The sequence below is a fragment of the Neisseria sp. P0001.S005 genome, assembly GCF_051963715.1.
Genome location: NZ_JBQCTZ010000049.1, coordinates 1 through 21436, shown reverse-complemented (window position 1 = coordinate 21436; position 21436 = coordinate 1). Strand labels below are relative to the sequence as shown.

At 49.6% G+C, this 21436-nt stretch carries 24 protein-coding genes; 12 read left to right on the top strand and 12 right to left on the bottom strand.

Annotated features, from left to right (window positions below):
* Together ACTHSP_RS08475 and ACTHSP_RS08470 are read right to left on the bottom strand one after the other, a co-directional pair.
* Positions 1-779, bottom strand: a 779-nt coding sequence (locus tag ACTHSP_RS08475) for an aminotransferase class I/II-fold pyridoxal phosphate-dependent enzyme (protein ID WP_440345956.1), incomplete at its 3' end; no start/stop codon positions are given.
* An 84-nt stretch (positions 780-863) separates the two neighbouring features.
* Positions 864-1079, bottom strand: coding sequence for a tautomerase family protein (locus ACTHSP_RS08470; protein ID WP_003682441.1), 216 nt, complete (start codon positions 1077-1079; stop codon positions 864-866).
* Positions 1080-1244: 165 nt separating this feature from the next.
* Between ACTHSP_RS08470 and ACTHSP_RS08465 the strand changes: the two genes are divergently transcribed.
* Positions 1245-1844 (top strand): MlaC/ttg2D family ABC transporter substrate-binding protein, encoded by a 600-nt coding sequence (locus tag ACTHSP_RS08465; RefSeq protein ID WP_039862173.1) that lies wholly within the window; start codon positions 1245-1247, stop codon positions 1842-1844.
* Between the two features lie 59 nt (positions 1845-1903).
* On the opposite strand, the gene efp is transcribed toward ACTHSP_RS08465, so the two are convergent.
* From efp to ACTHSP_RS08450, 3 genes are read right to left on the bottom strand one after another with little or no spacing between them, the layout of a single operon-like run.
* Positions 1904-2464, bottom strand: coding sequence for an elongation factor P (gene efp, locus ACTHSP_RS08460; protein WP_314512540.1), 561 nt, complete (start codon positions 2462-2464; stop codon positions 1904-1906).
* Positions 2465-2506: 42 nt separating this feature from the next.
* A complete protein-coding gene (earP, locus tag ACTHSP_RS08455) occupies positions 2507-3664 on the bottom strand; it encodes an elongation factor P maturation arginine rhamnosyltransferase EarP (RefSeq protein ID WP_314512538.1) in 1158 nt (385 codons plus the stop codon).
* Between the two features lie 31 nt (positions 3665-3695).
* Positions 3696-3974, bottom strand: coding sequence for a hypothetical protein (locus ACTHSP_RS08450; RefSeq protein ID WP_440345955.1), 279 nt, complete (start codon positions 3972-3974; stop codon positions 3696-3698).
* A gap of 102 nt (positions 3975-4076) precedes the next feature.
* Between ACTHSP_RS08450 and nadE the strand changes: the two genes are divergently transcribed.
* Positions 4077-4865, top strand: a complete 789-nt coding sequence (nadE, locus tag ACTHSP_RS08445; RefSeq protein ID WP_440345954.1) for an NAD(+) synthase — start codon at positions 4077-4079, stop codon at positions 4863-4865.
* Positions 4866-4932: 67 nt separating this feature from the next.
* Here the strand turns inward: nadE and ACTHSP_RS08440 are convergent, their stop codons facing one another.
* On the bottom strand, positions 4933-5133 hold the full coding sequence (locus ACTHSP_RS08440) for a protein MIGRI (protein ID WP_003682450.1): 201 nt from the start codon (positions 5131-5133) through the stop codon (positions 4933-4935).
* A 116-nt stretch (positions 5134-5249) separates the two neighbouring features.
* On the opposite strand from ACTHSP_RS08440, the gene metX reads away from it, so the two are divergent.
* Positions 5250-6389, top strand: coding sequence for a homoserine O-succinyltransferase MetX (metX, locus tag ACTHSP_RS08435; RefSeq protein ID WP_440345953.1), 1140 nt, complete (start codon positions 5250-5252; stop codon positions 6387-6389).
* Positions 6386-6967 (top strand): methionine biosynthesis protein MetW, encoded by a 582-nt coding sequence (metW, locus tag ACTHSP_RS08430; protein WP_003684992.1) that lies wholly within the window; start codon positions 6386-6388, stop codon positions 6965-6967. The genes metX and metW overlap by 4 nt, the downstream gene beginning before the upstream one ends.
* 95 nt (positions 6968-7062) lie before the next feature.
* On the opposite strand, the gene ACTHSP_RS08425 is transcribed toward metW, so the two are convergent.
* Together ACTHSP_RS08425 and ACTHSP_RS08420 are read right to left on the bottom strand one after the other, a co-directional pair.
* Complete coding sequence (locus tag ACTHSP_RS08425; protein WP_049333460.1) at positions 7063-7527, bottom strand: low molecular weight protein-tyrosine-phosphatase; 465 nt, start codon at positions 7525-7527, stop codon at positions 7063-7065.
* A gap of 86 nt (positions 7528-7613) precedes the next feature.
* Entirely contained in the window at positions 7614-8714 is a 1101-nt protein-coding gene (locus tag ACTHSP_RS08420) for a hypothetical protein (RefSeq protein ID WP_004519856.1), read from the bottom strand.
* 204 nt (positions 8715-8918) lie between these two features.
* Here ACTHSP_RS08420 and gloA point away from each other — a divergent pair, with 204 nt between their 5' ends.
* A complete protein-coding gene (gene gloA, locus ACTHSP_RS08415; protein ID WP_049333394.1) occupies positions 8919-9332 on the top strand; it encodes a lactoylglutathione lyase in 414 nt (137 codons plus the stop codon).
* Between the two features lie 53 nt (positions 9333-9385).
* On the opposite strand, the gene ACTHSP_RS08410 is transcribed toward gloA, so the two are convergent.
* Positions 9386-10135 (bottom strand): lysophospholipid acyltransferase family protein, encoded by a 750-nt coding sequence (locus ACTHSP_RS08410; protein WP_440345952.1) that lies wholly within the window; start codon positions 10133-10135, stop codon positions 9386-9388.
* 56 nt (positions 10136-10191) lie between these two features.
* Complete coding sequence (locus ACTHSP_RS08405; RefSeq protein WP_070460034.1) at positions 10192-10947, bottom strand: GNAT family N-acetyltransferase; 756 nt, start codon at positions 10945-10947, stop codon at positions 10192-10194.
* Between the two features lie 178 nt (positions 10948-11125).
* On the opposite strand from ACTHSP_RS08405, the gene ACTHSP_RS08400 reads away from it, so the two are divergent.
* The 3 genes from ACTHSP_RS08400 (at position 11126) to ACTHSP_RS08390 (ending at position 13598) form a co-directional block, all read left to right on the top strand.
* Positions 11126-12058 (top strand): AEC family transporter, encoded by a 933-nt coding sequence (locus ACTHSP_RS08400; protein WP_440345951.1) that lies wholly within the window; start codon positions 11126-11128, stop codon positions 12056-12058.
* Between the two features lie 183 nt (positions 12059-12241).
* Entirely contained in the window at positions 12242-12715 is a 474-nt protein-coding gene (gene dnrN, locus ACTHSP_RS08395) for an iron-sulfur cluster repair protein DnrN (protein ID WP_070460041.1), read from the top strand.
* A gap of 157 nt (positions 12716-12872) precedes the next feature.
* On the top strand, positions 12873-13598 hold the full coding sequence (locus tag ACTHSP_RS08390) for a hypothetical protein (RefSeq protein WP_314512519.1): 726 nt from the start codon (positions 12873-12875) through the stop codon (positions 13596-13598).
* Positions 13599-13639: 41 nt separating this feature from the next.
* On the opposite strand, the gene ACTHSP_RS08385 is transcribed toward ACTHSP_RS08390, so the two are convergent.
* Positions 13640-14605 carry a tRNA-dihydrouridine synthase gene (locus tag ACTHSP_RS08385; RefSeq protein WP_314512517.1) on the bottom strand — a complete coding sequence of 322 codons (966 nt, stop codon included), beginning with the start codon at positions 14603-14605 and terminating at the stop codon, positions 13640-13642.
* A gap of 83 nt (positions 14606-14688) precedes the next feature.
* On the opposite strand from ACTHSP_RS08385, the gene ACTHSP_RS08380 reads away from it, so the two are divergent.
* Complete coding sequence (locus ACTHSP_RS08380) at positions 14689-16263, top strand: glycosyltransferase family 2 protein (RefSeq protein WP_314512515.1); 1575 nt, start codon at positions 14689-14691, stop codon at positions 16261-16263.
* Positions 16264-16487: 224 nt separating this feature from the next.
* Positions 16488-17816: an anaerobic C4-dicarboxylate transporter family protein gene (locus tag ACTHSP_RS08375; protein ID WP_440345957.1), complete on the top strand. Its 1329-nt coding sequence runs from the start codon at positions 16488-16490 to the stop codon at positions 17814-17816.
* A 69-nt stretch (positions 17817-17885) separates the two neighbouring features.
* Here the strand turns inward: ACTHSP_RS08375 and ACTHSP_RS08370 are convergent, their stop codons facing one another.
* Positions 17886-18311: a DUF4124 domain-containing protein gene (locus ACTHSP_RS08370; protein WP_107792093.1), complete on the bottom strand. Its 426-nt coding sequence runs from the start codon at positions 18309-18311 to the stop codon at positions 17886-17888.
* Positions 18312-18500: 189 nt separating this feature from the next.
* Here ACTHSP_RS08370 and guaB point away from each other — a divergent pair, with 189 nt between their 5' ends.
* Positions 18501-19964, top strand: a complete 1464-nt coding sequence (gene guaB, locus ACTHSP_RS08365) for an IMP dehydrogenase (protein ID WP_295710482.1) — start codon at positions 18501-18503, stop codon at positions 19962-19964.
* 294 nt (positions 19965-20258) lie between these two features.
* On the top strand, positions 20259-21278 hold the full coding sequence (gene waaF, locus ACTHSP_RS08360; RefSeq protein ID WP_070608220.1) for a lipopolysaccharide heptosyltransferase II: 1020 nt from the start codon (positions 20259-20261) through the stop codon (positions 21276-21278).
* Positions 21279-21436 lie beyond the last annotated feature (158 nt).

Here is a 21436-nt window from a genome sequence, read left to right as displayed (position 1 = left end):
TGATGTTTCGGACCGTTGAGCACCATCCAGCCTTGGCGGAAACCGGCCACGCGGTAGGCTTTGGAGAGGCCGTTAAACGTAATGGTCAGCAAGTCGGGGGCGAGGGCGGCAATGTGATGGTGTACGGCGTCGTCGTAGAGGATTTTGTCGTAAATTTCGTCGGCAAAAATAATCAGGCCGTGTTTGCGCGCTAATTCGGCGATTTCGAGCAGGATTTCTTTGCTGTACACCGCGCCTGTCGGGTTGTTGGGGTTGATGACGACGATGGCTTTAGTTTTAGGCGTAATTTTTGCTTCCATGTCGGCCAGGTTGGGGAACCAGTTATTTTCTTCATCGCATAGATAATGGCGGACGGTACCGCCTGCCAGTGTTGCGGCGGCGGTCCACAGTGGATAGTCCGGTGCGGGAATCAAGATTTCATCGCCGTCGTTGAGCAATGCCTGCATGGACATGGTAATCAGCTCGGAGACGCCGTTGCCGATGTAAACGTCGTTGACGGTAACGTCGAGCAGACCTTTGGTTTGGTAGTAGTGGACGATGGCTTTGCGTGCGGAATAAAGGCCTTTGGAGTCGCAATAGCCTTGTGAAGTCGGTAGATTGCGGATGACGTCAACCAAGATTTCGTCGGGCGCTTCAAAGCCGAACGGAGCCGGATTGCCGATATTGAGCTTGAGGATTTTGTTGCCTTCTTCTTCCAGTTGCAGGGCTTTTTTGTGAACTGGGCCGCGAATATCGTAGCAAACGTGATCCAGTTTGGATGATTTGGGAAATTTCTCCATGATGTGTGTTCCGTAAAATTGTTAACAATGGGATAAATGTACTCTTTTTGTGGGTAAATTAAAAGGGTTTCAGACGGCCGAGGCTTACTTATTGCGCGCTTCGGCACGGCGAACCGTCACGCTTTTACCGCCTATGCCCCAGTTATCCATATCGATTTCGTCGATGACGACGACGGTTGTCTCAGGGTTTTTGTTGAGAACGCGTGAGAGTAATTCGGTAACGCCGCGGATTAATTCGGCTTTTTGTTCTGCGCTCGGGGCTTCGCTGCCGCCGGTTACTTTGATGTTGACGTAAGGCATGGCTTTTTCCTTTTAAAATAGCGTTCACATGTTATCTTATTTTTGTCAGGCCGTCTGAAATTTGATTGCAGGATTTTTCATTGCTAATGACTGCTTTTACAAAGAATTAAGTTTTTTGGAATAGATTGTTTTTACAATGCGGTTTTATTTTGGATGGATATTGTCATGAACCGTTTTCTTCAGACTTTGATTGTGGCCGCACCGATGGTGATTGCCGCGCCTTATGTGGCGGCGGAAACGCATCCGGCGCAAAAGCAGATGCAGCAAAACATTGATGCCGTGTTGAAAATTGCACGCAATACTTCTTTGACAGAAGCGCAACGTGTGAAACAGGTTGAGCAGTATGCCAACCGTTATCTGGATTATGAACGTATTTCGGCTTTGGCGGTTGGTGCGCCATGGCGTGAATTTTCTGCCAAACAGAAAACCGATTTTATCCGTGCATTCAAAGATATGGTGATTGCGATGTACTCGCATTCCGCGTTGATTGGTGCGGCGGATGCGAATGTGCGCCTGTTGCCGAAGATGACGGCAAACGGTAATAAGTTTGACGTTTTCTCGGAAATTCAGACCAAAAAAGGCACCAAGTATGAAGTAGCCTACCAGCTTTACCAAAGCGGTGGTGCGTATAAGATTTACAATATCCGCGTGGACGGTACCAGCTTGGTAACGGTATACCGCAACCAATTTGGCGAGCTGATTAAGAGCAAAGGCATTGACGGTACGATTGCGACTGTTGCAGCCAAGGGCTTGAAGAAACAATAAGGTAGATTGATAAAAAGGCCGTCTGAATATTCAGACGGCCTTTTTGTGTTACGGGCTGATTAAGCACGTTTGCGGAATTCGCCGGTACGGGTATCGATTTCGATTTTGTCACCGTTTTCGATATAAGACATCACTTGGATTTCAGTGCCGCCGACCAGACGCGCGGTTTTCATCACTTTACCGGAGGTATCGCCTTTAACGGCAGGCTCGGTGTATTCAACTTCGCGAACGATGATGGTAGGCAATTCTACGGAGATTGGGTTGCCTTCGTAGAAAGTAACTTCGCATTGGTCTTCCATACCGTCAACGATGAATTTCAACGCGTCGCCGATGTTGTCGGCTTCGATTTCGTATTGGTTGAATTCTTCGTCCATGAAGACGTACATTGGGTCGGCAAAGTAGCTGTAAGTACAGTTTTTGCGGGCCAAGATTACGACGTCGAATTTGTCATCGGCTTTGTAAATAGTTTCAGTAGCGGCACCGGTCAGCAGGTTTTTCAGTTTCATGCTGACTTTGGCGGAAGAGCGACCACCTTTGATATATTCGGTTTTTTGAACAACCATAGGGTCGTTGCCAACCATGAATACGTTGCCGGCGCGCAGTTCTTGTGCTGTTTTCATTGTAGTTTTCCAATCAAATCGGTTGTAATAAAACGCGCTATTTTAGCGTATTTTTTTGTGCTTTGAAATAAAGGCGGCAAGTTTTTCAACGGCACTTTTTTGAGCAAAAAGTCCGTCCCGCCATTTTGCCGCGCTTTGCCGCCATTCGTTTTGATGTGCCGTCAGGGTTTGCCATGCCTGCAGGCGTTGGCTGTCGCTGAGTGCTTCGCCGTTGTTGAGTTCGTCGGAAAGGCGACGGTGTGCCGTGGCAACAACATCCGGATAAACCTGATGCGCCTTGTCCCAAAACGCGTGCAGCTTGTCGAGATGGATATTTTCTTCTTGCGGATAGATGTGCCAAAAGAAAGGCTTTCCGGCAAGCTGGGCGCGAACAAAGCTGTCTTCGCCGCGTATGACGGCGCCGTCGGCAAGGTTGAGCAGTTTGTCGAAATCCTGTTGAGGGACAAAAGGGATTTTGATTAGGGTAATGTGTTCGCTCTGATACATATTGCCGTCTTCAAGCAGGGCGTTTTGCGGCACTAGGCCGCTGTTTTTCAGACTGGCGATGATTTGTGTACCTGCAAGCAGCAGGGTAATGGGTTGGCCGGCCTGTTGCCACATGGTCAGCCATTTTGTCCAAATATCGCTTTGATAGCCGAAAAGCAGCCATTCAGGCGCGTTTTTTGCGGGAAGTTTGAGTTGTTGGCGTAAGGCTTCCGTATCAAATCCGGCAGATTCGGCGTAATCGCGTTCGCGCAGCAAGCCGCCGCTTTTTTCGCTGAAACCCATAAACCAAAAATATTTCTGTATGCCGCCAGCTTGGGGCGAGGGCATTAAGTGCAGCCTTTCGTTGCTGTCTTCCGCGCTGAGGTATTCCCAGTTGAGCCAAAGCGGTTGGTGTCGGCGGATGATGGTTTGAACGTTGTCGGGCAGTTCGCAGGCGAAGGTTTCGATGACGATGTCGGGGGTAGGGGCTGTATCGGTATCTTCGGCATGGTCGGCTTGCCAAGCGTGAATGCCGATGCCTTGATGGATATTGGGAATCGAGGCCAAATCAGGGCAGAGTGCTTGAAGGGATGGAAAGTCGTCTGTCCATAAATGCACTTGCCAGCCGAGCTCATGTTGCAAACTACGCGCCAGTCGCCATGAAACGCCGATGTCGCCGAAGTTGTCGATGACGTTGCAGAAAATCCAGCAGGTATAAGGTGGGGGAGTGTTCATGGAAAAATATGCCCAGGGCCGTCTGAAAACATTAGAATGCGCCGAAATAGTGGAACAAATAAACAATCAGCAAAACAATAGGGATAAACATCCATATGCTTTGCCGTTTCAATTCGGGCTCTTGTTTTAGGTGGTATTTGATGACGTCAAAGAGGACGAATTTGAATAGGAACGTGGCTTCGCAGGCAAGGATGATGCCGTTGATGAGGTGTTGCGTTTTGTCTTCGGGCGGGTTGAGGGCAAACCACAAAAGGGTGGCGAGCGGAATCAGGCAGACAACGAGCCAGCGCAGAAGGATGGGTTTGGACATGGTGTGCGTGCAATAAATAAAAGGATCATTATACCCTGTCGTCTTTCAGACAAGTGCAAATCAGGCTATCATTCGTTTTATTTGAAGCGAACATTTATCCCTATGCAAACCCAAGCCATCATCCGCCATATTGTTCAATGGCTCAAAGATTACGCCGAGCAGGCGCGTGCCAAAGGTTTTGTCGTCGGCGTATCCGGCGGCATCGATTCTGCCGTGGTTTCCACCCTTGCGGCGCAAACCGGTTTGTCGGTTTTATTGTTGGAAATGCCGATTCGTCAGAAATCCGACCAAGTCAACCGCGCTCAAGAACACATGGGCCGTCTGAAACAGCGTTATCCCAATGTAAAAGCGCAAAGCGTTGATTTGACCCCGGCGTTCGATACGTTTGCCGATACCGTTGACGTCAGCGAAACCGAATTTCCCAATAAACAGCTGGCACTGGCCAATGCACGCAGCCGCCTTCGCATGACGACGCTTTATTATTACGGCCAGCTGCATGGTTTGCTGGTGGCGGGGACGGGCAACAAAATTGAAGATTTCGGCGTCGGTTTCTTCACCAAATACGGCGACGGCGGCGTGGACATCAGCCCGATTGCCGATTTGACCAAGACTCAAGTGTACGCGTTGGCCGCCGAGCTGGACGTATCGGAAGACATTCAAAAAGCCGTACCGACGGACGGACTTTGGGATACCGAGCGCACCGATGAAGAGCAAATGGGCGCATCTTATCCCGAACTCGAATGGGCTATGAGCGTGTACAACAGCCACAAGCCTGAAGATTTTGAAGGTAGACAGCGCGAAGTTTTGGCAATCTATACCCGATTGCACAAAGCCATGCAGCACAAAGTCAATCCGATTCCGGTTTGCAAGATTCCGGAAGAATTGTTTTAAGTTTGAATATCAAAAGGCCGTCTGAAAACGCTGGATTAAGGTTTCAGACGGCCTTTTATATTTTATTTCAATAAGAATTGGGAATATGCTTGAAAAACAGCATCATCAGATACCAAAACAGCGTAGCGGCCGCCGCGCCCAGCAATACCCACGCGCTGATTTTGGCGATTTCCCGAATGGTGCGCTTTTGTTTGCGGCTGAACAAACGGTTCACAATCAATGCCGCTATGGCGCAAAAGAAAAAAAATCGCAAAAGCCTGCCTATCATTCCACATTCTCCCAAAAATATTGCCTTTAATCAGGGCAGGCCGTCTGAAGCCTCATGCACAAAACAAAAACGAAACGTTATAATACTCCTTTTGCCGCTTCACTTGGAAATTACAAATGACAACAAATGCCTCAGTGGGCATTGTAACGCCCCAGAAAATCCCGTTTGACACACCGCTTGCTCTGGAAAACGGCAAAACCTTACCCCGTTTCGACCTGATGATTGAAACCTACGGCACGCTCAATGCCGACAAAAGTAATGCCGTCCTTATCTGCCACGCCCTGTCAGGCAATCATCACGTTGCCGGCAAGCACAGTGCGGAGGATAAATACGCCGGTTGGTGGGACAATATGGTCGGCCCCGGCAAACCCATCGATACCGAACGCTTTTTCGTTGTCGGCTTGAACAACTTGGGCGGCTGCGACGGCAGTACCGGCCCTTTATCAGAAAATCCTGAAACCGGCCATGAATATGGCGCGGATTTCCCTGTAGTAACCGTCAAAGACTGGGTAAAGTCCCAATCCATGCTTGCCGATTATCTCGGCATTCAAAAATGGGCGGCCATTGTCGGCGGCAGCTTGGGCGGTATGCAGGCATTGCAATGGACGATTTCTTTGCCTGAACGCGTTGCCCACGCGCTCGTCATCGCTTCTGCGCCTAAACTTTCCACTCAAAACATCGCGTTTAACGATGTTGCCCGTCAGGCTATTTTGACCGACCCCGATTTCCATGAAGGCAATTACCGCAGCCATCATACCGTTCCTTCACGCGGTTTGCGTATCGCGCGCATGATGGGGCACATTACCTATCTTGCCGAAGACGGCTTGGGTAAAAAATTCGGCCGCGATTTAAAATCAGACGGCTATCAATACGGCTACGGCATTGAATTTGAAGTGGAATCTTATCTTCGCTATCAAGGCGACAAGTTTGTCGGCCGTTTCGATGCCAATACTTATCTGCTGATGACCAAGGCACTCGACTACTTTGACCCGGCAGCCGATTACGGCCACAACCTCACGCGCGCCGTGGAGAATGTACAGGCCAAGTTTTTTGTTGCCAGCTTCAGTACCGACTGGCGCTTCTCGCCGCAACGTTCGCATGAATTGGTCAAGGCATTAATTGCCGCACAAAAATCCGTGCAGTACATTGAAGTCAAATCCAATCACGGCCACGATGCCTTCTTGATGGAAGACGAAGCCTATATCCGCGCGGTTGCCGCTTATATGAACAACGTTTACAAGGACTGCCAACAATGAATCTGCGCGACGATTTGCAACTCATTTACGATTGGATACCCGAAGGCAGCCGCGTACTCGATTTAGGCTGCGGCGACGGCGAACTGTTGGCCGCGTTGGTGGAACATAAAAATTGCACCGGCTATGGCGTTGAAATCGATACCGACAGCGTGATTGCAGCCATATCCCGCGGCGTGAACGTCATTCAAGCCGATTTGGAAGAAGGTTTGGTGGCTTTTGGCGATCAAAGTTTTGATGTGATTGTCTTGAGCCAAACCATTCAGGCGATGCAGAACACGGAAAAAATCCTGCGTTGCCTGATGCGCGTGGCCAAGCAGGCTATTGTCAGCTTCCCTAACTTCGGCTACTGGCGCAACCGCTTTCAAATCGCCATTGGCGGCCATATGCCGGTTTCCGAGCGGATGCCGTATCATTGGTACGATACGCCCAATATCCATTGGTGTACCCTCAAAGACTTCGATTTATTGTGTGCCAAAAATAAAATCCGCGTGTTGGAACGTGCTGTCATGACCGGCAATAAACAGATTAAACATCTGCCGAATTTATTGGGCAGTCTGGCGTTTTATCGCGTAGGTTGATTGAGGTCATAGATAAAGACCGTCTGAACAGGTAATCACGAAAGCATGGCTTTTGCAGATACCTGTTCAGACGGCCTTTTTTTGTTAAAGCCGGTTTAAGCCTGTTTCAATTTTTCCAACAAGGCCAAACTGCCGGCATCGACCAGACGGTAGGTTTCGTCAAAGTCGCCCGTGTACCAAGGATCGGGAACGTGGTTGTAACCTGAATCGGGGATAAGGTCGGTCAGTTTGAAGATTTTGCCGGGGTGAAAGCCGAGCTGCTTTTCGGTTTCTCTGAGGTTGTTGTCGTCCATCACGATGATGTAGTCGAAATGTTCGGCATCGCTGGGTTTGATTTTGCTGCTGGTAAAGCCTGACGGGTCGATGCCGTGTTGCTTGAGCACGCGGCGCGTGCCTTCGTGCATGTCTTCTCCGTCGTGCCAACCTGATGTGCCTGCGCTGGCTGTAATGACGGCATTGCCCATGCCTGCTTCGCGGGCGCGGTGGCGCAGGACGTATTCGGCCATGGGGGAACGACAGATGTTGCCGAGGCAGACGAAAAGGATTTTGTGGGTTTTCATATGCGTGAAAATGAGCGGTAAGGTTTGAAAATCAATGCAACACGCTAAACCGTTTTCAGACGGCCTTGGCGTGTTGCATTTTCAATTTAGTTTACATTGCTGAAGAAAGGATTATGACCTTCCAGTTTCAACGCTTGGGCATAAGTAGGGATATTCTCGTTTTCGCCCAGTGGGTTGTGCAGCAGGTAGAGGTGCTCGATTCGGCATTCGGCCATCAGGTCGAGGAAGTTTTGCTGAACGATGGCAATATTGTCGGTTGAAGCCAGCTCCCAAGTGAAGGTCTGCGGAACAATTTCAAACGCGCTGTCTGTCGCGTTGAAGCTGAACTGGAGCTTACCGTCCGCTTTTGCTGCGGCAACAACGCCGACGCGCGGGCTTTGCATACGGATGGCGCGGATGGCGTTGGTGGCAAAAACGTCCATGGCCATGCGTTGGCGGGTGTGGCTGCCGTCGGTCAGTGCGTCAAGCGGCGTATTGGGCGAGAGCGGGTTAGTAAAGAGGGTAACGCCGTCAAGGGCGAGATGCTCTTGCCAAACCTGCATCAATGGCAGGCCTGCCTGTTGCAGGTTGAGGCCCAAGGCCGTCTGAATGCTTTTATCGCCGTAGCCCAGCGCGTAAACAACATGGACGGATTGGCCTTCGGGCAGCGTCAATGGTTTGTATTCGAATTTTTGCAGGAATGCGCCTGCCGCTTCATCGTTTTGCTTGGCTTGGAACCATTCGCCCGGGGTAACGCTGCTCAAATCGGTTGATTGGACGAGGTAGGGCAGCCATTGAGTGTTCTGCGTGAGGGCGCGCAGGTTGGGGTAGTTTTGCAGGCAGGCGAAGAGGGCTTCGGTAGGCAGCGTGAGTGGCAGGGTTTGTTCTTTTTTGCAACCGGCGACCAAAACGACAGGCAGGGCAAACCATTGGGCTTCGTTATCGTTTTCTGCTTTCAGGACTTCGCCCACGCTTTGAATCAGGCTGGTGTAAGTGCCGACATCGGGCGCCATGGTCATTGCCAATGAAAGGTTGATGTAATGGTTTTGGCTGAGCATGGTGCGGATTTCGGTTTGCAGTTGGCCGGCCGAAAGCTTGCGTGATGCGGAGGAGGAGTTGTGCGCCAGCTGATAGGCATTGAGCAGAAGGTAGTTTTTGATAGGGCTCTGCGGATAAGGGCGGGTATCTGGAAGAACAAAGGTTTTCATGACGGTTTGAAGTGTTGTGTTGTAAGTGTGGCGATTATAGCAATTTAGTCAGTCGGTGTGCTTGTTAATACATGAAATTCAAATGACGGCAGGGTGTGTGCTTCATTTTTATGCAGTTTCAGTGTCGGTATTTTGAGGCTGAAGAGGATGGTGCCCGATGTGTTATAATCCATGGCCAAACATAATTCAGAAAGGAACAAAATCATGCGCTTGCTTCATACTATGCTGCGTGTCGGCAATCTCGAACGCTCTTTGGAGTTCTATCAAAACGTATTGAACATGCAACTGCTGCGCCGCCGCGATTATCCTGAAGGCCGTTTTACTTTGGCTTTTGTCGGTTATGGCGATGAAGCGGACCATACTGTTTTGGAACTGACCCACAACTGGGATACCGAGTCTTACGACTTGGGCGATGCTTACGGCCATATCGCAATTGAAGTCGATGATGCTTATGCGGCGTGCGAGCGTGTCAAAGAAATGGGCGGCAAAGTGGTACGCGAAGCCGGTCCGATGAAACACGGCACGACTGTGATTGCGTTTGTTGAAGATCCGGACGGCTACAAAATTGAATTTATTCAAAAGAAAAGCGGTAGCGATTCGGTGCAATATTCATCTTAAGACATAAGATAATGGAAAAGGCCGTCTGAACATTCAGACGGCCTTTTGTTTGATCAGCCCAACTGTTTTTGCTTTTCGCTCAAGAGGGCGTGTACGTGAAGCGCAGTAGCGTAGCGGTCTTCTCCTGCTTCAATCGGATCGAGGAAATGCAGCTCGACGGTGCTGGAAGGCTGGCTGATGACCATGCAGATAGATTGCCAGAGGCTGATGTCGCCGTAGTAGGCAGTGTGCGGATTGGGGCTGCTGCCGTCCGGATTCGGATAGCGGCAGAGTGCCGGAATAATCGGTACGCCTGCATCATAGGCCGTCTGAAAAAAGCTGGGTTTGAACGGCAGGATTTCACGGCCTTCGGTACTGGTTCCTTCGGGGAAAATGGTAACGGTATCGCCGTTTTTCAGCGCTTCGGTTACGCCGGCGATTTTGGCAGAATTACCTTTGATGCCGCGGTTGCGCGAGACATAAACCGTTTGCGCCTGTGTGGCGAGATAACCGACCACAGGCCATTTGGCCACATCGTCTTTAGCCACAAAACGGCCGGGGAAAGCACCGTTGACCGCCATAATGTCCAACCATGAAATATGGTTACTGATAAGCATCTGGCCGCGGCCTTCTTGCGGCGGCGTGCCGAAAGTTTGCAGTTTCATGCCGCAGGAAGCGAGCACGCGCAGCGACCATAATTGGATTGCGCGCAGTTTGCGTTTGCTGCTGTAAAAGGGAAACAGAAAAAACATTTCGGCCATGCCGTACAAAAGGCAGCCGGCAATACAGAAAAGACGGAAGATAAAACGGATTTTGGCGGTCATTGTGTGTGTTTTTATAAAGATTAGGTAGGCCGTCTGAAGTTTCAGACGGCCTTTTATTATGAATCGGTTTTAGGGGCAAAACGCTGCAAGTAGCGGTCGGAAAGGTGGTTGATGTCCATCATGATCAGCACATCCGCGCAGTTGAATGCTTCATCGACGCAAGGCTCGCCGCAGAACCACGCGCCTGCTTTGAGATAGCCTTTGATCAGGGCGGGTACAGGCGGATTTTCAGACGGCGTGATGCTGTCCCATTTGAGCGGGTTGAGCGGTTTGACACACCATTGTGCCGGAGCAAGGTATTTGTCTTTCAAAGCATGATACAGGCCGGCCGCATCGTTGCCGCCGTCACGCATTTCGATACTGCCGCAACCAATCATAAAGCGCAGGTTTTCGTCTTTCATGAATTTGACCAAACCGGTCCACAACAGCATGACCAAGCCACCGTTGCGGTAGTCCGGGTGGGTACAGGCGCGACCGAGTTCGACGGTTTGCGGTAGGATGTCTTTCAAAGGCTCAAGGTCGAATTCATGCTCGCTGTACCAGCCGCCGACTTTTTTTGCGGTTTCTTCAGTAATCAGGCGGTAGCAGCCGATTACCTCGCCGGTTGCATCGTCAAACGCGAGCAGATGGTGGCAATGTTCATCATAAGGATCGACATCGCGGCCGTCATCACTTTCGATTTCCGCCCCCAGTTCTTGGGCAAAAACCTGATAGCGCAATCTTTGGGCGGCTTCGATTTCAGCTTGGGTTTCTGCAAGGCGTACGCTCAGGCCGATTTTGGGGCCCGTTTGATTGAAACGGCTGGGGGACATGATGTTTCCTGTTTGAAGAAAATGGCTGATTATAGCGGATATACGGACAGATTTATATTGATTTGCTTTGCGGTAGGGCAAATTATGTCGGGTTGTTGGAAAAAGGCTTCAGGCCGTCTGCATTTGGCATGCCAAGCGGTACAAGCGTAAAATCAACGTTTTTGCCGCTTTTTTTATTATGGAAACCTCTTTCCTGCTTGCCGGAAAAATTACCGAGCTGACGCTGATTGTTTTGATGGGCGCGGCCTTGGTGAAGGCCGGGCTGTTGAAATCGGAAAACAGCTACACGCTCTCGGTCATTGCGCTTTACCTGATCAGCCCGTCCGTCATGATTCACGCTTTTCAGATGGATAATACGCCGCAGATTATCGAAGGGCTGAAGCTTTCCGTCATGCTGGCGGTGTTTTTCCATGTGGTACTGATTGTTCTGGGCAGGTTGTTTAAGCACTTGTTCAAACTCGATGCGCTCGAACACGCGGCGACGGTGTACAGCAATTCGGGCAACCTGATTATCCCTTTGGTAATGTCGGTCTTTGGTGCGGAATGGGTGATTTACACCAGCGGTTTTATCATGGTGCAGACGTTTTTATTTTGGACGCATCTGCGCCTGTTGATTTGCGGCCGAGGCAATGTGGCTTGGAAAACCATTCTTACCAATATCAACATCTTATCTATGCTAGTCGGGTTGCTGATGTTTACCTTCCAAATCAAGCTGCCGCATATTGTCGATAATACTTTGGCGACGGTGGGCAGTATGATTGGCCCAGTTGCCATGTTGGTGGCGGGCATGCTTTTGGCTTCTCTGCCGTTGCGCTCGATTATGTGGACGCCAAGGCTTTATCTTGTTGCTTTTTTAAGGCTGATTTTGATTCCGGTATTATTGCTTTTTGCCGTCAAAGTCTGCGGTTTTGCCCATCATGATGCGCATGCGGATACGGTTGTTTTAATCAGCTTTTTGGCAACGACTTCGCCTGCAGCTGCGACGGTTACCCAAATGGCGGTTGTTTACGGCAAAAATGCCCAAAAAGCCAGCGCGATTTATGGACTGACGACCTTGCTTTGTGTGGTAACCATGCCGGTGATGATTGCGTTATATCGTTGGATTATTTAAGAAAAGGGCAGGCCGTCTGAAACTTTGACTTTATGTTTCAGACGACCTGTTTGGTATTTTAATTTTGAAAATAACTTTTATTATCAATTAATTAAGCAACTAAAAAAACTATACAAAGCCGTTTGCAGCGTGTATCCTTATGTCTAACATTCATCCAATATCAATCTTTAAAGGAACACAGCCATGACCGACTTTACCCTTTGGGAAACCGCACCTTTCAATTCCACCATTGACCATATTTTGCAGCGTTACCACAATGTCCACCGCGCCCAGTTTGAAGAGTTGGTTCCGCTGGCGCAAAAAGTGGCGCAGGTTCATGCTGATACTTTCCCTGCCGAAGTTCCTGATTTGTTGGCCTATATGCAAAACGAGCTGTTGATGCACATGATGAAAGAGGAGCGCATGTTGTTCCCAATGATTAATCAGGGCGTGGGTCGCGGCGCGGCAATGCCCATCAGCGTGATGATGCACGAGCATGAAGAACACGACCAAGCCATCGCGCGTCTGGAAGAATTGACCAACAATTTTGAGCTTCCCGAAGGCGCTTGCGGCAGCTGGACCCGTTTGTACACTTTGGCTAAAGAGATGGTGGATGATTTGAAAGACCATATCCATTTGGAAAATGAGATTTTGTTCCACCGCGTTTTGGCTTCTTAAAATTTGAGCTTAATCAAGGCCGTCTGAATGTTCAGACGGCCTGTTGTTTAATCCCTTGCTAATTTAGTGCAATGGTTCTAAAATTTTAATAAAGAAACAAAATTAGGTAGTAAAGGCACACATCCGTTCTTTTGTTTACTTGAGAAGGAGTTTATGAATGAAACATTCTAAAGTTTTACTATCGGGTATTCTGTTTGTTGCTCTGACTGCGTGCGCCCAAACGACGGACGGTAGCTGGAGCGCCTTGCAGGATACGAAAACAGGCGTGCAGTCGCGGCCTTATTATGAATTTGGCAATGTGGTTCAGAAGATTTCTTTTAAGAAAACCGGCAATCCGGAAAATGGTTTGAAAAAGCCTGTCTTGACTGTGTATCGTCAGGGCAAGCTGTTGGGCGAAGCATATAATTTGGAAGCCTCTCATGGCAACCCTTTGTTGCCAACCCTGTTTCTGGTAAACGGCAAGTCATTAAATATCAATGACGGCAACGATAGAAAACTGTTGGCTTCCGCTAAGAGAATCGATTTTTACGATTTCGGCCACGGCCGGATCGGCCATGCTGTCTTTACCGCGCCTAACGGCATCTGTCAGGATATGAAACACGGCAAAGGTGTTTCCTACAAGCTGGTTACCAACTATGTTAATTTTCCGGATTATCCTTCGCCTGAAAATATCTTGATTATCACTGCGCAAGGCAAATATGAGCAAGACGGGTTTATATTGGATTCCACTGAGTCAAGGGTGACCAGTGCCAATAAAGAGTTTGCCAGAAAATATGGCGAAGCCCTGAAATCCAAGAATGGCCCTGAGACCAGGCATGTGAATATGGCCAATGCAGCCAGTGCGGAAAAAGGCAGACTGTTGGCTGATTATATCTGTCAGTAATCATATCAAAGGCCGTCTGAAATTCAGACGGCCTTTTTGAATCATGAATGCATCTCTTGTTCAAACGACAGCAGAATCTGTTTCACTTCATCCGCTTCTTTGACGGCGCGGATGCGGTCGAACAATACCTGCGCCTGTTCAAACTCTTTTTTCATCATGCCCAGCCATTGTTTCAAACGGGCAACCGGATATTTGTTGTTGGCTTCTTTGGCAAGGCATAAGTCGAAGAATTGGACTATCCATGAGGAGACTTCGGCAAAGTCGGTGTCTTGCACTGTTTCGCCGTTTTCATATTGCTTGATTTGCCGCGCCAAGTCGGGACGGATAACCGCGCCGCGCCCGAGCATCACGCTGTCGCAGCCGCTGACGGTTTTAATGTCGAGATAGTCTTGAAGGCTGAATACATCGCCGTTGGCGGTAACAGGAATATTGACCGCATCGCGGATTTTGCGTACCCACTCCCAATGTGCCGGCGGTTCGTAGCCCTCGACTTTGGTGCGTGCATGGACGGTTAACGCGCATGCGCCGCCGTTTTCAATCGCAGAAGCGCATTCCAATGCCAGACTTTTGTCTTCATAACCAAGCCGCATCTTGGCAGTCAGCGGAATGTGTTGCGGCAGGCGTTGGCGCAGGGTGTGGACGATGTGGTAAATCAAGTCGGGCTCTTTGAGCAAGACCGCGCCGCCTTTGTGTTTGTTGACAGTCGGCGCGGGGCAGCCGAAGTTAAGGTCGATTTTGTCCGCACCGAAACGCACGGCTTCCAAAGCGTTGACGGCCATGTTTTCCGCATCGCTGCCCAAAAGCTGGACAGTACAGGGCGTGCCGGCCGGCGTGCGGTTGGCATGGGCGATTTCGGGAACATATTTAAGCCAAGTGGCGCGTGAGTGGACCGTGTGCGTAATGCGGACAAATTCGCTGACGCATTCGTCAAATCCGCCAATACGCGTCAACAGGTCGCGCATCACATCGTCCACCAGCCCCTGCATGGGGGCAAGAATAAGCTGCATGAGTCAGGCCGTCTGAAAAAAGGAGGACATATTGTAGCGGTATATCGGTTAAAATACAGCTTCCTTTTTCAGACGGCCTTTTTATGATGCACACAATTCCGGCAACCGCCGCCATGTTGGTAAAAAATTCAGAACGTTATCTTTCAGAAGTTTTGAGTGCACTGAAAGACTTTGACGAGGTCCTGTTGTTGGACAACGGCTCGACCGACCGTACTTTTGAAATTGCCAAGGGCTTTCCCAATGTCAGCTATTACAAGCATGACTTTATCGGGTTTGGCCCGATGAAAAATCTGGCGGCCAGACTGGCACAAAACGATTGGATTTTCAGCATAGACAGCGATGAAGTGGCGGATGAGGTTTTAATCGAATCCATTCGTGCGGCCGTTTTGGAAAATGAGAAGGAACATATTTTTTCGCTTTCCCGTCTGAACCATTACCACGGCAGACTGATTAAAGGCTGCGGTTGGTATCCGGATATTATTCCGCGCCTTTATCATCGCAGATTTACCCGTTTTTCCGACCGTCAGGTGCATGAGTCTTTGGTGTTGCCGCAGGAAGCCAAGGTTAAACAACTCGATGGCCGTCTGAAACATTATTCTTTTGAAAACGCCGAAGGGCTGATTCAAAAAATGCAGCAGTACAGTTCGCTGTATGCGGAAGAAAACCGCTTCAAGAAAGACAGTTCGCCGTTTAAGGCTTTGCTGCATGGCGGCGTATCGTTTGTGAAGAACTATCTGCTTAAGCGCGGCTTTGCCTATGGGGCGGACGGCCTGACGATTTCGGTGTCCAACGCACAAGGTTCGTATTACAAATATGTCAAGCTCTATGAGCGCAACCGCACGATAACCGTCTCCCTCATCATTACCACCTACAATCGCCCCGATGCTTTGGAGCTGGTGTTGAAATCGGCTTTATCGCAAACCCGTCTGCCGGATGAGATTATTGTCGCGGATGACGGCTCAAGGCAGGAAACCGCCGAAGTGGTTGACTTTATCCGCCGCAGAACAAGCATTCCTGTTAAGCATTCATGGCAGCCGGATAGGGGCTTTCGTGCCGCCGAATCGCGCAACCGTGCGTTGGCGCAGGCGAAAAGCGATTATATTGTGTTGATTGACGGCGATATGGTCTTGGATCCGTCTTTTATCGCCGATCATTTGAAGATTGCCCGCAAAGGCCGTCTGATACAGGGTTCCCGCGTGATTTTGACTGAGGATAAAACGCAGGATATTTTGGACGAAGGCGATTTGCCTGCTTTGTCTATGTTCAGCTCGGGAATAGAAAAACGGCTGTCCGCCCTACGTTGCCGTTGTTTGGCCAAATTGGCAGGCCGAAAAGGCAACCGCAAACACAAAGGCATAAAAACCTGCAATATGGGCTTTTTCCGCAGCGATGCGCTTGCCGTCAATGGGTTTGACAATAGCTTTGTCGGCTGGGGCAGGGAGGACAGCGAATTTGTCGCCCGTTGCTATCATAACGGGATGAAGCGCCATAATCTGAAATTTGCCGGCATTGCGTACCACCTCTGGCACAATGAGGCAGAACGCGATTCCTTGCCACAAAACGATGCCTTGTTGGAGGCAACTTTGTCAGAACGCAAAATCCGCTGTGTTCATGGCGTATCGGATTTTATAAAAGATGAAGAAGCAGCCGGAAAATAGCTTTATCATTTCATCTGAATCATAGAGGCCGTCTGAAAATCTTCAGACGGCCTTTTTTGTGCTTTTAATGAATCTATTGGTTAAATGAGAATATTATTTATTTGATATAGATCAGTATGTATAATTAGGTAAAGTATGGTTAGGGAAGAGGGTTTACTCTATAATCCAACCGTTTGTAATTTTATTTCGGTCAAGGCCGGATTTTGGGAGTTGTGATGTCAACTATGTTTTTTATCCAGTTTGCCGTTGTGCTGCTGTGTATCCTGATTGGTGCGCAGGTTGGCGGTATTGGTTTGGGCGTGCTCGGCGGTATCGGCTTGGCCGTATTGTCTTTTGGTTTCCATCTTCAGCCGACCAGCCCGCCGATTGATGTGATGCTGATGATTATGGCGGTAGTGTCTGCCGCGGCGGCTATGCAGGCCAGCGGCGGTTTGGACTATATGATTAAGATTGCCACGCGCGTGTTGCACCGCAATCCGAAATACATCACCTTTATCGCGCCGGCGGTAACTTACACCTTCACCGTCTTGGCAGGTACGGGCCATGTGGCTTACTCGGTCTTACCCGTGATTGCCGAAGTCAGCCGTCGCAATGGCATACGTCCTTCCCGTCCGTTGACGATGGCGGTTATCGCTTCCCAATTTGCGATTGTCGCCAGCCCGATTGCCGCCGCCGTTGTTGCTTGCGTCTCCATGCTTGAGCCGCAGCACATTACGATGGCGGACGTGTTGAAAGTCACCGTTCCGTCCACGATTTTGGGTATCGGTTTGGCTTGCGTGTTCGTAAACAAACTGGGCAAAGAATTGAAAGACGATCCGTATTATCAGGCTTTGCTGAAAGACCCGAACTATGTGAAAGAATACATCGATGTGGAGGAGCAACAAACTGATGTCGCCATTTCGCCGAAAGCTAAATTGTCGGTCGGTATTTTCTTGACTGCGGCATTGCTGGTGGTCGTGATGGGTGCGCTGCCTGAGCTGCGTCCGGCTTTTGAACACGATGGCGCAATCAAGCCTATGGGTATGGCGCATACGATTGAAATCGTGATGTTATCTGCTTCTGCGCTGATTATTCTGGCGTGTAAACCCAATGGCGATGCGATTACCCGAGGTTCGGTATTCCATGCCGGTATGCGTGCCGTGATTGCAGTATTTGGCGTGGCTTGGTTGGGCGATACCTTGATGAGCGGCCACTTAACAGAAGTGGAATCGACCGTCAGCCATTTGGTTGAATCTGCACCATGGACCTTTGCCTTTGCCCTGTTTGTCTTGTCGGTATTGGTCAATAGTCAAGGCGCGACAGTGGCAACGCTATTTCCAATCGCCATCAAACTGGGTATTCCTGCGCCCATCATTATCGGCACATTTGTTGCGGTAAACGGCTATTTCTTTATACCAAACTACGGTCCGATTATTGCCGCTATCGACTTCGATACAACCGGCTCGACCAAAATCGGCAAATTCATCTTCAACCACAGCTTCATGATTCCGGGTTTATTGAGCATGGCATTTAGTTTGGCGTTCGGTTTGTTGTTGGTTCAACTGTATTATTGATAGGCTGAAAAATGAAGGCCGTCTGAAATTAAATTTCAGACGGCCTTTTTGATATTGTTATTTGAGAGCTTAATTGCAGTATTTATTGACGTCGTTTTGGTATTGCTTAATCAGGCTGTCGCGATTGGCCAAGCGTGCGCTTTCGGCGACTTGGCGGTTGATTTTGGCGATTTTGCAGTTTTCTAGCTTATTTTGGCGGTTTTGCTCTTCGATTTTTTTATTGCGCTCTTCGATTTGTTTGTTTTGTTCCGCGACCTGTTCGTTGGGCTGCTCGGCAACCGGCTCAGATGCCGCAACAGCAGGCGCAACGGCAGGTTTGACGTTGTGCGTGCGGATGTTGACCACGCCGGAACGCTTCGGTTGCAGACGGTTTGGCGTATCGGAATAGCTGTTGCCCGATGTGCCTTTCCAAGTGTAAACCTCGGCCGCGCCGGTCAGGGCGGCGGAAGAGAGAAGGGCTGCCATCAGACAGGTTTTGAGTACGGAAGATTTCATGGGTTTCCCTTATGTAAATGATGTTCTCATGCGGCTTATTTTACTTGAAACTGCAATGCGTTGGCATATTTTTGTACGCCAAATCAAATCATGTAAAAAAATAACGTTAAAACGTGTATTGCCAATGTTAGCGTCAAGCCGGTGTGATATAATGCCGTGCATCTTGCACAAACTGAAAGACCGAGCATCATGCGTATTGTAGAAAAAGCCTATACTTTCGACGACGTTTTGTTGGTTCCAGCGCACTCAAACGTGCTGCCTCGAGATGTCAAACTTCAAACCAAACTCACCCGCGATATCACGCTCAACCTCCCTCTACTTTCTGCTGCAATGGATACCGTTACCGAAGCGCGTCTGGCCATTTCTATGGCTCAAGAAGGCGGCATCGGCATTATCCATAAAAACATGACGCCGGAGTTGCAAGCGCGTGCCGTTTCCAAAGTGAAGCGCCATGAGAGCGGCGTGGTGAAAGATCCTGTTACCGTTGCGCCGACCGCATTGATCCGCGAAGTCTTGGAAATGCGTGCACAACGCAAACGCAAAATGTCCGGTCTGCCTGTTGTAGAAAACGGCAAAGTAGTCGGTATTGTAACCAACCGCGACCTGCGTTTTGAAAACCGTGTCGATCTGCCGGTTTCTGCCATCATGACCCCCCGCAACCGTTTGGTTACCGTTCCTGAAGGTACCAGCATTGATGAAGCCCGCGAAATCATGCATGCGCACAAAGTTGAGCGCGTTTTGGTGTTAAATGACCAAGACGAACTCAAAGGTCTGATTACAGTTAAAGATATTCTGAAAACAACCGAATTTCCTAATGCCAACAAAGATGCCGAAGGCCGCCTGCGCGTCGGTGCCGCGGTGGGTACCGGTGGCGATACCGAAGAGCGTGTCAAAGCATTGGTAGAAGCAGGCGTGGACGTGATTGTGGTCGATACTGCCCACGGTCATAGCCAAGGCGTTATCGATCGCGTGCGCTGGGTAAAAGAAACCTATCCGCACATCCAAGTCATCGGCGGCAACATCGCGACTGCTAAAGCCGCTTTGGATTTGGTGGCTGCCGGTGCGGATGCTGTTAAAGTCGGTATCGGCCCGGGTTCGATTTGTACGACCCGTATCGTGGCAGGCGTGGGCGTGCCTCAACTGACTGCGATTCACAATGTTTCCGAAGCCCTGAAAGGTACAGGCGTTCCCCTGATTGCCGACGGCGGTATCCGCTTCTCCGGCGATATTGCCAAAGCTCTGGCAGCAGGTGCATATAGCGTCATGCTCGGCGGTATGTTTGCCGGTACGGAAGAAGCACCGGGCGAAATCGAACTTTACCAAGGCCGCTCTTACAAGTCTTACCGCGGCATGGGTTCGTTGGGTGCGATGAGCCAAGGCTCTGCCGACCGCTACTTCCAAGACAAAACCGACAGTACAGACAAATATGTTCCTGAAGGCATCGAAGGCCGCGTTCCTTACAAAGGTCCGATCGTGAACATCATCCACCAGCTGACCGGCGGCCTGCGCTCCAGCATGGGTTATTTGGGTTGCGCCAATATTGCTGAAATGCACGAGAAAGCAGAATTTGTGGAAATCACTTCTGCCGGTATGAGCGAATCTCACGTTCACGACGTACAAATCACTAAAGAAGCGCCTAACTACCATCGTTAAACCAGTATAAAAAGGTCGTCTGAAAATATTTCAGACGGCCTTTCTGTTTTTATAAGGTTTTAAAAATGAAGAGAATATTACTTGCCGCCGTTTGGTCTGGTGTTTCAGGTTGGGTATTTGCAGAACTTGCCGGATAAATTGGGAAGACAAACGCTTCACGCGCTCAAACCAGAGTGCATCTGTTGAAATGACATGTATCAACTAGTACGTTTTGAACTGAGCGATTAAACCGAGTTTCAGACGGCCTTTTAAAAATCGTATTACAATAAGCCAAAATTAAAAACACATTCCATTATGTCCAAAAAAATCCTGATTATTACCCCAAGCTGGATTGGCGACTGTGTCATGACCCAACCGCTTTATCGCCGTTTGCATGAGCTGCATCCCGGCTGCACCATTGATGCTTTTGCACCCAAATGGTCGATGGCCGTATTTGAGCGCATGCCTGAAATCAACCGTGTGATGGAAAACCCGTTTGGACATGGTGCGTTGGAATTGAAAAAACGCTGGCGTATCGGGCGTGAATTGGGAAAAGAAGGCTATGATCAAGTGATTGTTTTGCCAGGTTCGCTCAAATCCGCCATCATTGCCTTGGCTACGGGCATTAAACAGCGTACGGGCTACGTCGGCGAGTCGCGCTATTTTTTGCTGAACGATATCCGCAAATTGGATAAGGCCGCATTGCCTCTGATGGTCGACCGCTATACTGCGCTGGCGCATCCGACCCAAGCAGATTTTAACGGGCATTCCGATAATCCCTGTTTCACGATTGATCCCGAAAGCCGTCAAGCCGCTTTGGCAAAACATGGTTTGACGACGGATAAGCCGATTTTAGCATTTTGTCCCGGTGCGGAGTATGGCCCGGCCAAGCGTTGGCCTGCGCGTCATTTTGCCGAACTCGGTCGCCGATATTTGGCTGAAGGTTGGCAGGTTTGGCTGTTTGGTTCGCAAAAAGATTTCGATATTGCAGATGAAATCAACCGACTTTCAGACGGCCTGTGTACCAATCTTTGCGGCAAAACCAATCTTCCTGAAGCCATTGATCTGTTGTCTTGCGCCGATACGGTCGTGTGCAATGACAGCGGTCTGATGCACCTTGCGGCCGCGCTTGATCGGAAATTGGTTGCGGTTTACGGCTCATCCAGCCCTGACCATACGCCGCCTCTCAGCCAAAAGGCAAAAATCGTCAGCTTGAATTTGGATTGCTCGCCTTGTTTCAAACGCGAATGTCCGTTAGGGCATACGGATTGTTTGAACAAGCTGACGCCGGATAGGGTGCAAAAAGCGGCGGAAGAGCTGGCTCGTTCGGCGTAATCCAATAAAGATTAGATGAAAAACAGCAAAGGGTGGATTTGAATCTGCCCTTTTGATTTTTCGTTTCTTTTATTTTTTAACAAAAGGCCGAGACCTTTGCAAAATTCCTTTCCTTCCAACAGCCGAAATCCAAACAAGGGTTTTCAGCTGTTTTCTCC

Coding starts and splice junctions, on each gene's coding strand:
- metW (WP_003684992.1), top strand. CDS start 6,386: ATGAATCTGCGCGACGATTTGCAACTCATTTACGATTGGATACCCGAA.
- ACTHSP_RS08405 (WP_070460034.1), bottom strand. CDS start 10,947: ATGTCCCCCAGCCGTTTCAATCAAACGGGCCCCAAAATCGGCCTGAGC.
- ACTHSP_RS08370 (WP_107792093.1), bottom strand. CDS start 18,311: ATGAAATCTTCCGTACTCAAAACCTGTCTGATGGCAGCCCTTCTCTCT.
- waaF (WP_070608220.1), top strand. CDS start 20,259: ATGTCCAAAAAAATCCTGATTATTACCCCAAGCTGGATTGGCGACTGT.
- ACTHSP_RS08390 (WP_314512519.1), top strand. CDS start 12,873: ATGAAACATTCTAAAGTTTTACTATCGGGTATTCTGTTTGTTGCTCTG.
- ACTHSP_RS08420 (WP_004519856.1), bottom strand. CDS start 8,714: ATGAAAACCTTTGTTCTTCCAGATACCCGCCCTTATCCGCAGAGCCCT.
- ACTHSP_RS08440 (WP_003682450.1), bottom strand. CDS start 5,133: ATGATAGGCAGGCTTTTGCGATTTTTTTTCTTTTGCGCCATAGCGGCA.
- ACTHSP_RS08465 (WP_039862173.1), top strand. CDS start 1,245: ATGAACCGTTTTCTTCAGACTTTGATTGTGGCCGCACCGATGGTGATT.
- ACTHSP_RS08410 (WP_440345952.1), bottom strand. CDS start 10,135: ATGACCGCCAAAATCCGTTTTATCTTCCGTCTTTTCTGTATTGCCGGC.
- nadE (WP_440345954.1), top strand. CDS start 4,077: ATGCAAACCCAAGCCATCATCCGCCATATTGTTCAATGGCTCAAAGAT.
- ACTHSP_RS08425 (WP_049333460.1), bottom strand. CDS start 7,527: ATGAAAACCCACAAAATCCTTTTCGTCTGCCTCGGCAACATCTGTCGT.
- earP (WP_314512538.1), bottom strand. CDS start 3,664: ATGAACACTCCCCCACCTTATACCTGCTGGATTTTCTGCAACGTCATC.
- ACTHSP_RS08375 (WP_440345957.1), top strand. CDS start 16,488: ATGTTTTTTATCCAGTTTGCCGTTGTGCTGCTGTGTATCCTGATTGGT.
- ACTHSP_RS08450 (WP_440345955.1), bottom strand. CDS start 3,974: ATGTCCAAACCCATCCTTCTGCGCTGGCTCGTTGTCTGCCTGATTCCG.
- metX (WP_440345953.1), top strand. CDS start 5,250: ATGACAACAAATGCCTCAGTGGGCATTGTAACGCCCCAGAAAATCCCG.
- gloA (WP_049333394.1), top strand. CDS start 8,919: ATGCGCTTGCTTCATACTATGCTGCGTGTCGGCAATCTCGAACGCTCT.
- guaB (WP_295710482.1), top strand. CDS start 18,501: ATGCGTATTGTAGAAAAAGCCTATACTTTCGACGACGTTTTGTTGGTT.
- dnrN (WP_070460041.1), top strand. CDS start 12,242: ATGACCGACTTTACCCTTTGGGAAACCGCACCTTTCAATTCCACCATT.
- ACTHSP_RS08400 (WP_440345951.1), top strand. CDS start 11,126: ATGGAAACCTCTTTCCTGCTTGCCGGAAAAATTACCGAGCTGACGCTG.
- ACTHSP_RS08380 (WP_314512515.1), top strand. CDS start 14,689: ATGATGCACACAATTCCGGCAACCGCCGCCATGTTGGTAAAAAATTCA.
- efp (WP_314512540.1), bottom strand. CDS start 2,464: ATGAAAACAGCACAAGAACTGCGCGCCGGCAACGTATTCATGGTTGGC.
- ACTHSP_RS08470 (WP_003682441.1), bottom strand. CDS start 1,079: ATGCCTTACGTCAACATCAAAGTAACCGGCGGCAGCGAAGCCCCGAGC.
- ACTHSP_RS08385 (WP_314512517.1), bottom strand. CDS start 14,605: ATGCAGCTTATTCTTGCCCCCATGCAGGGGCTGGTGGACGATGTGATG.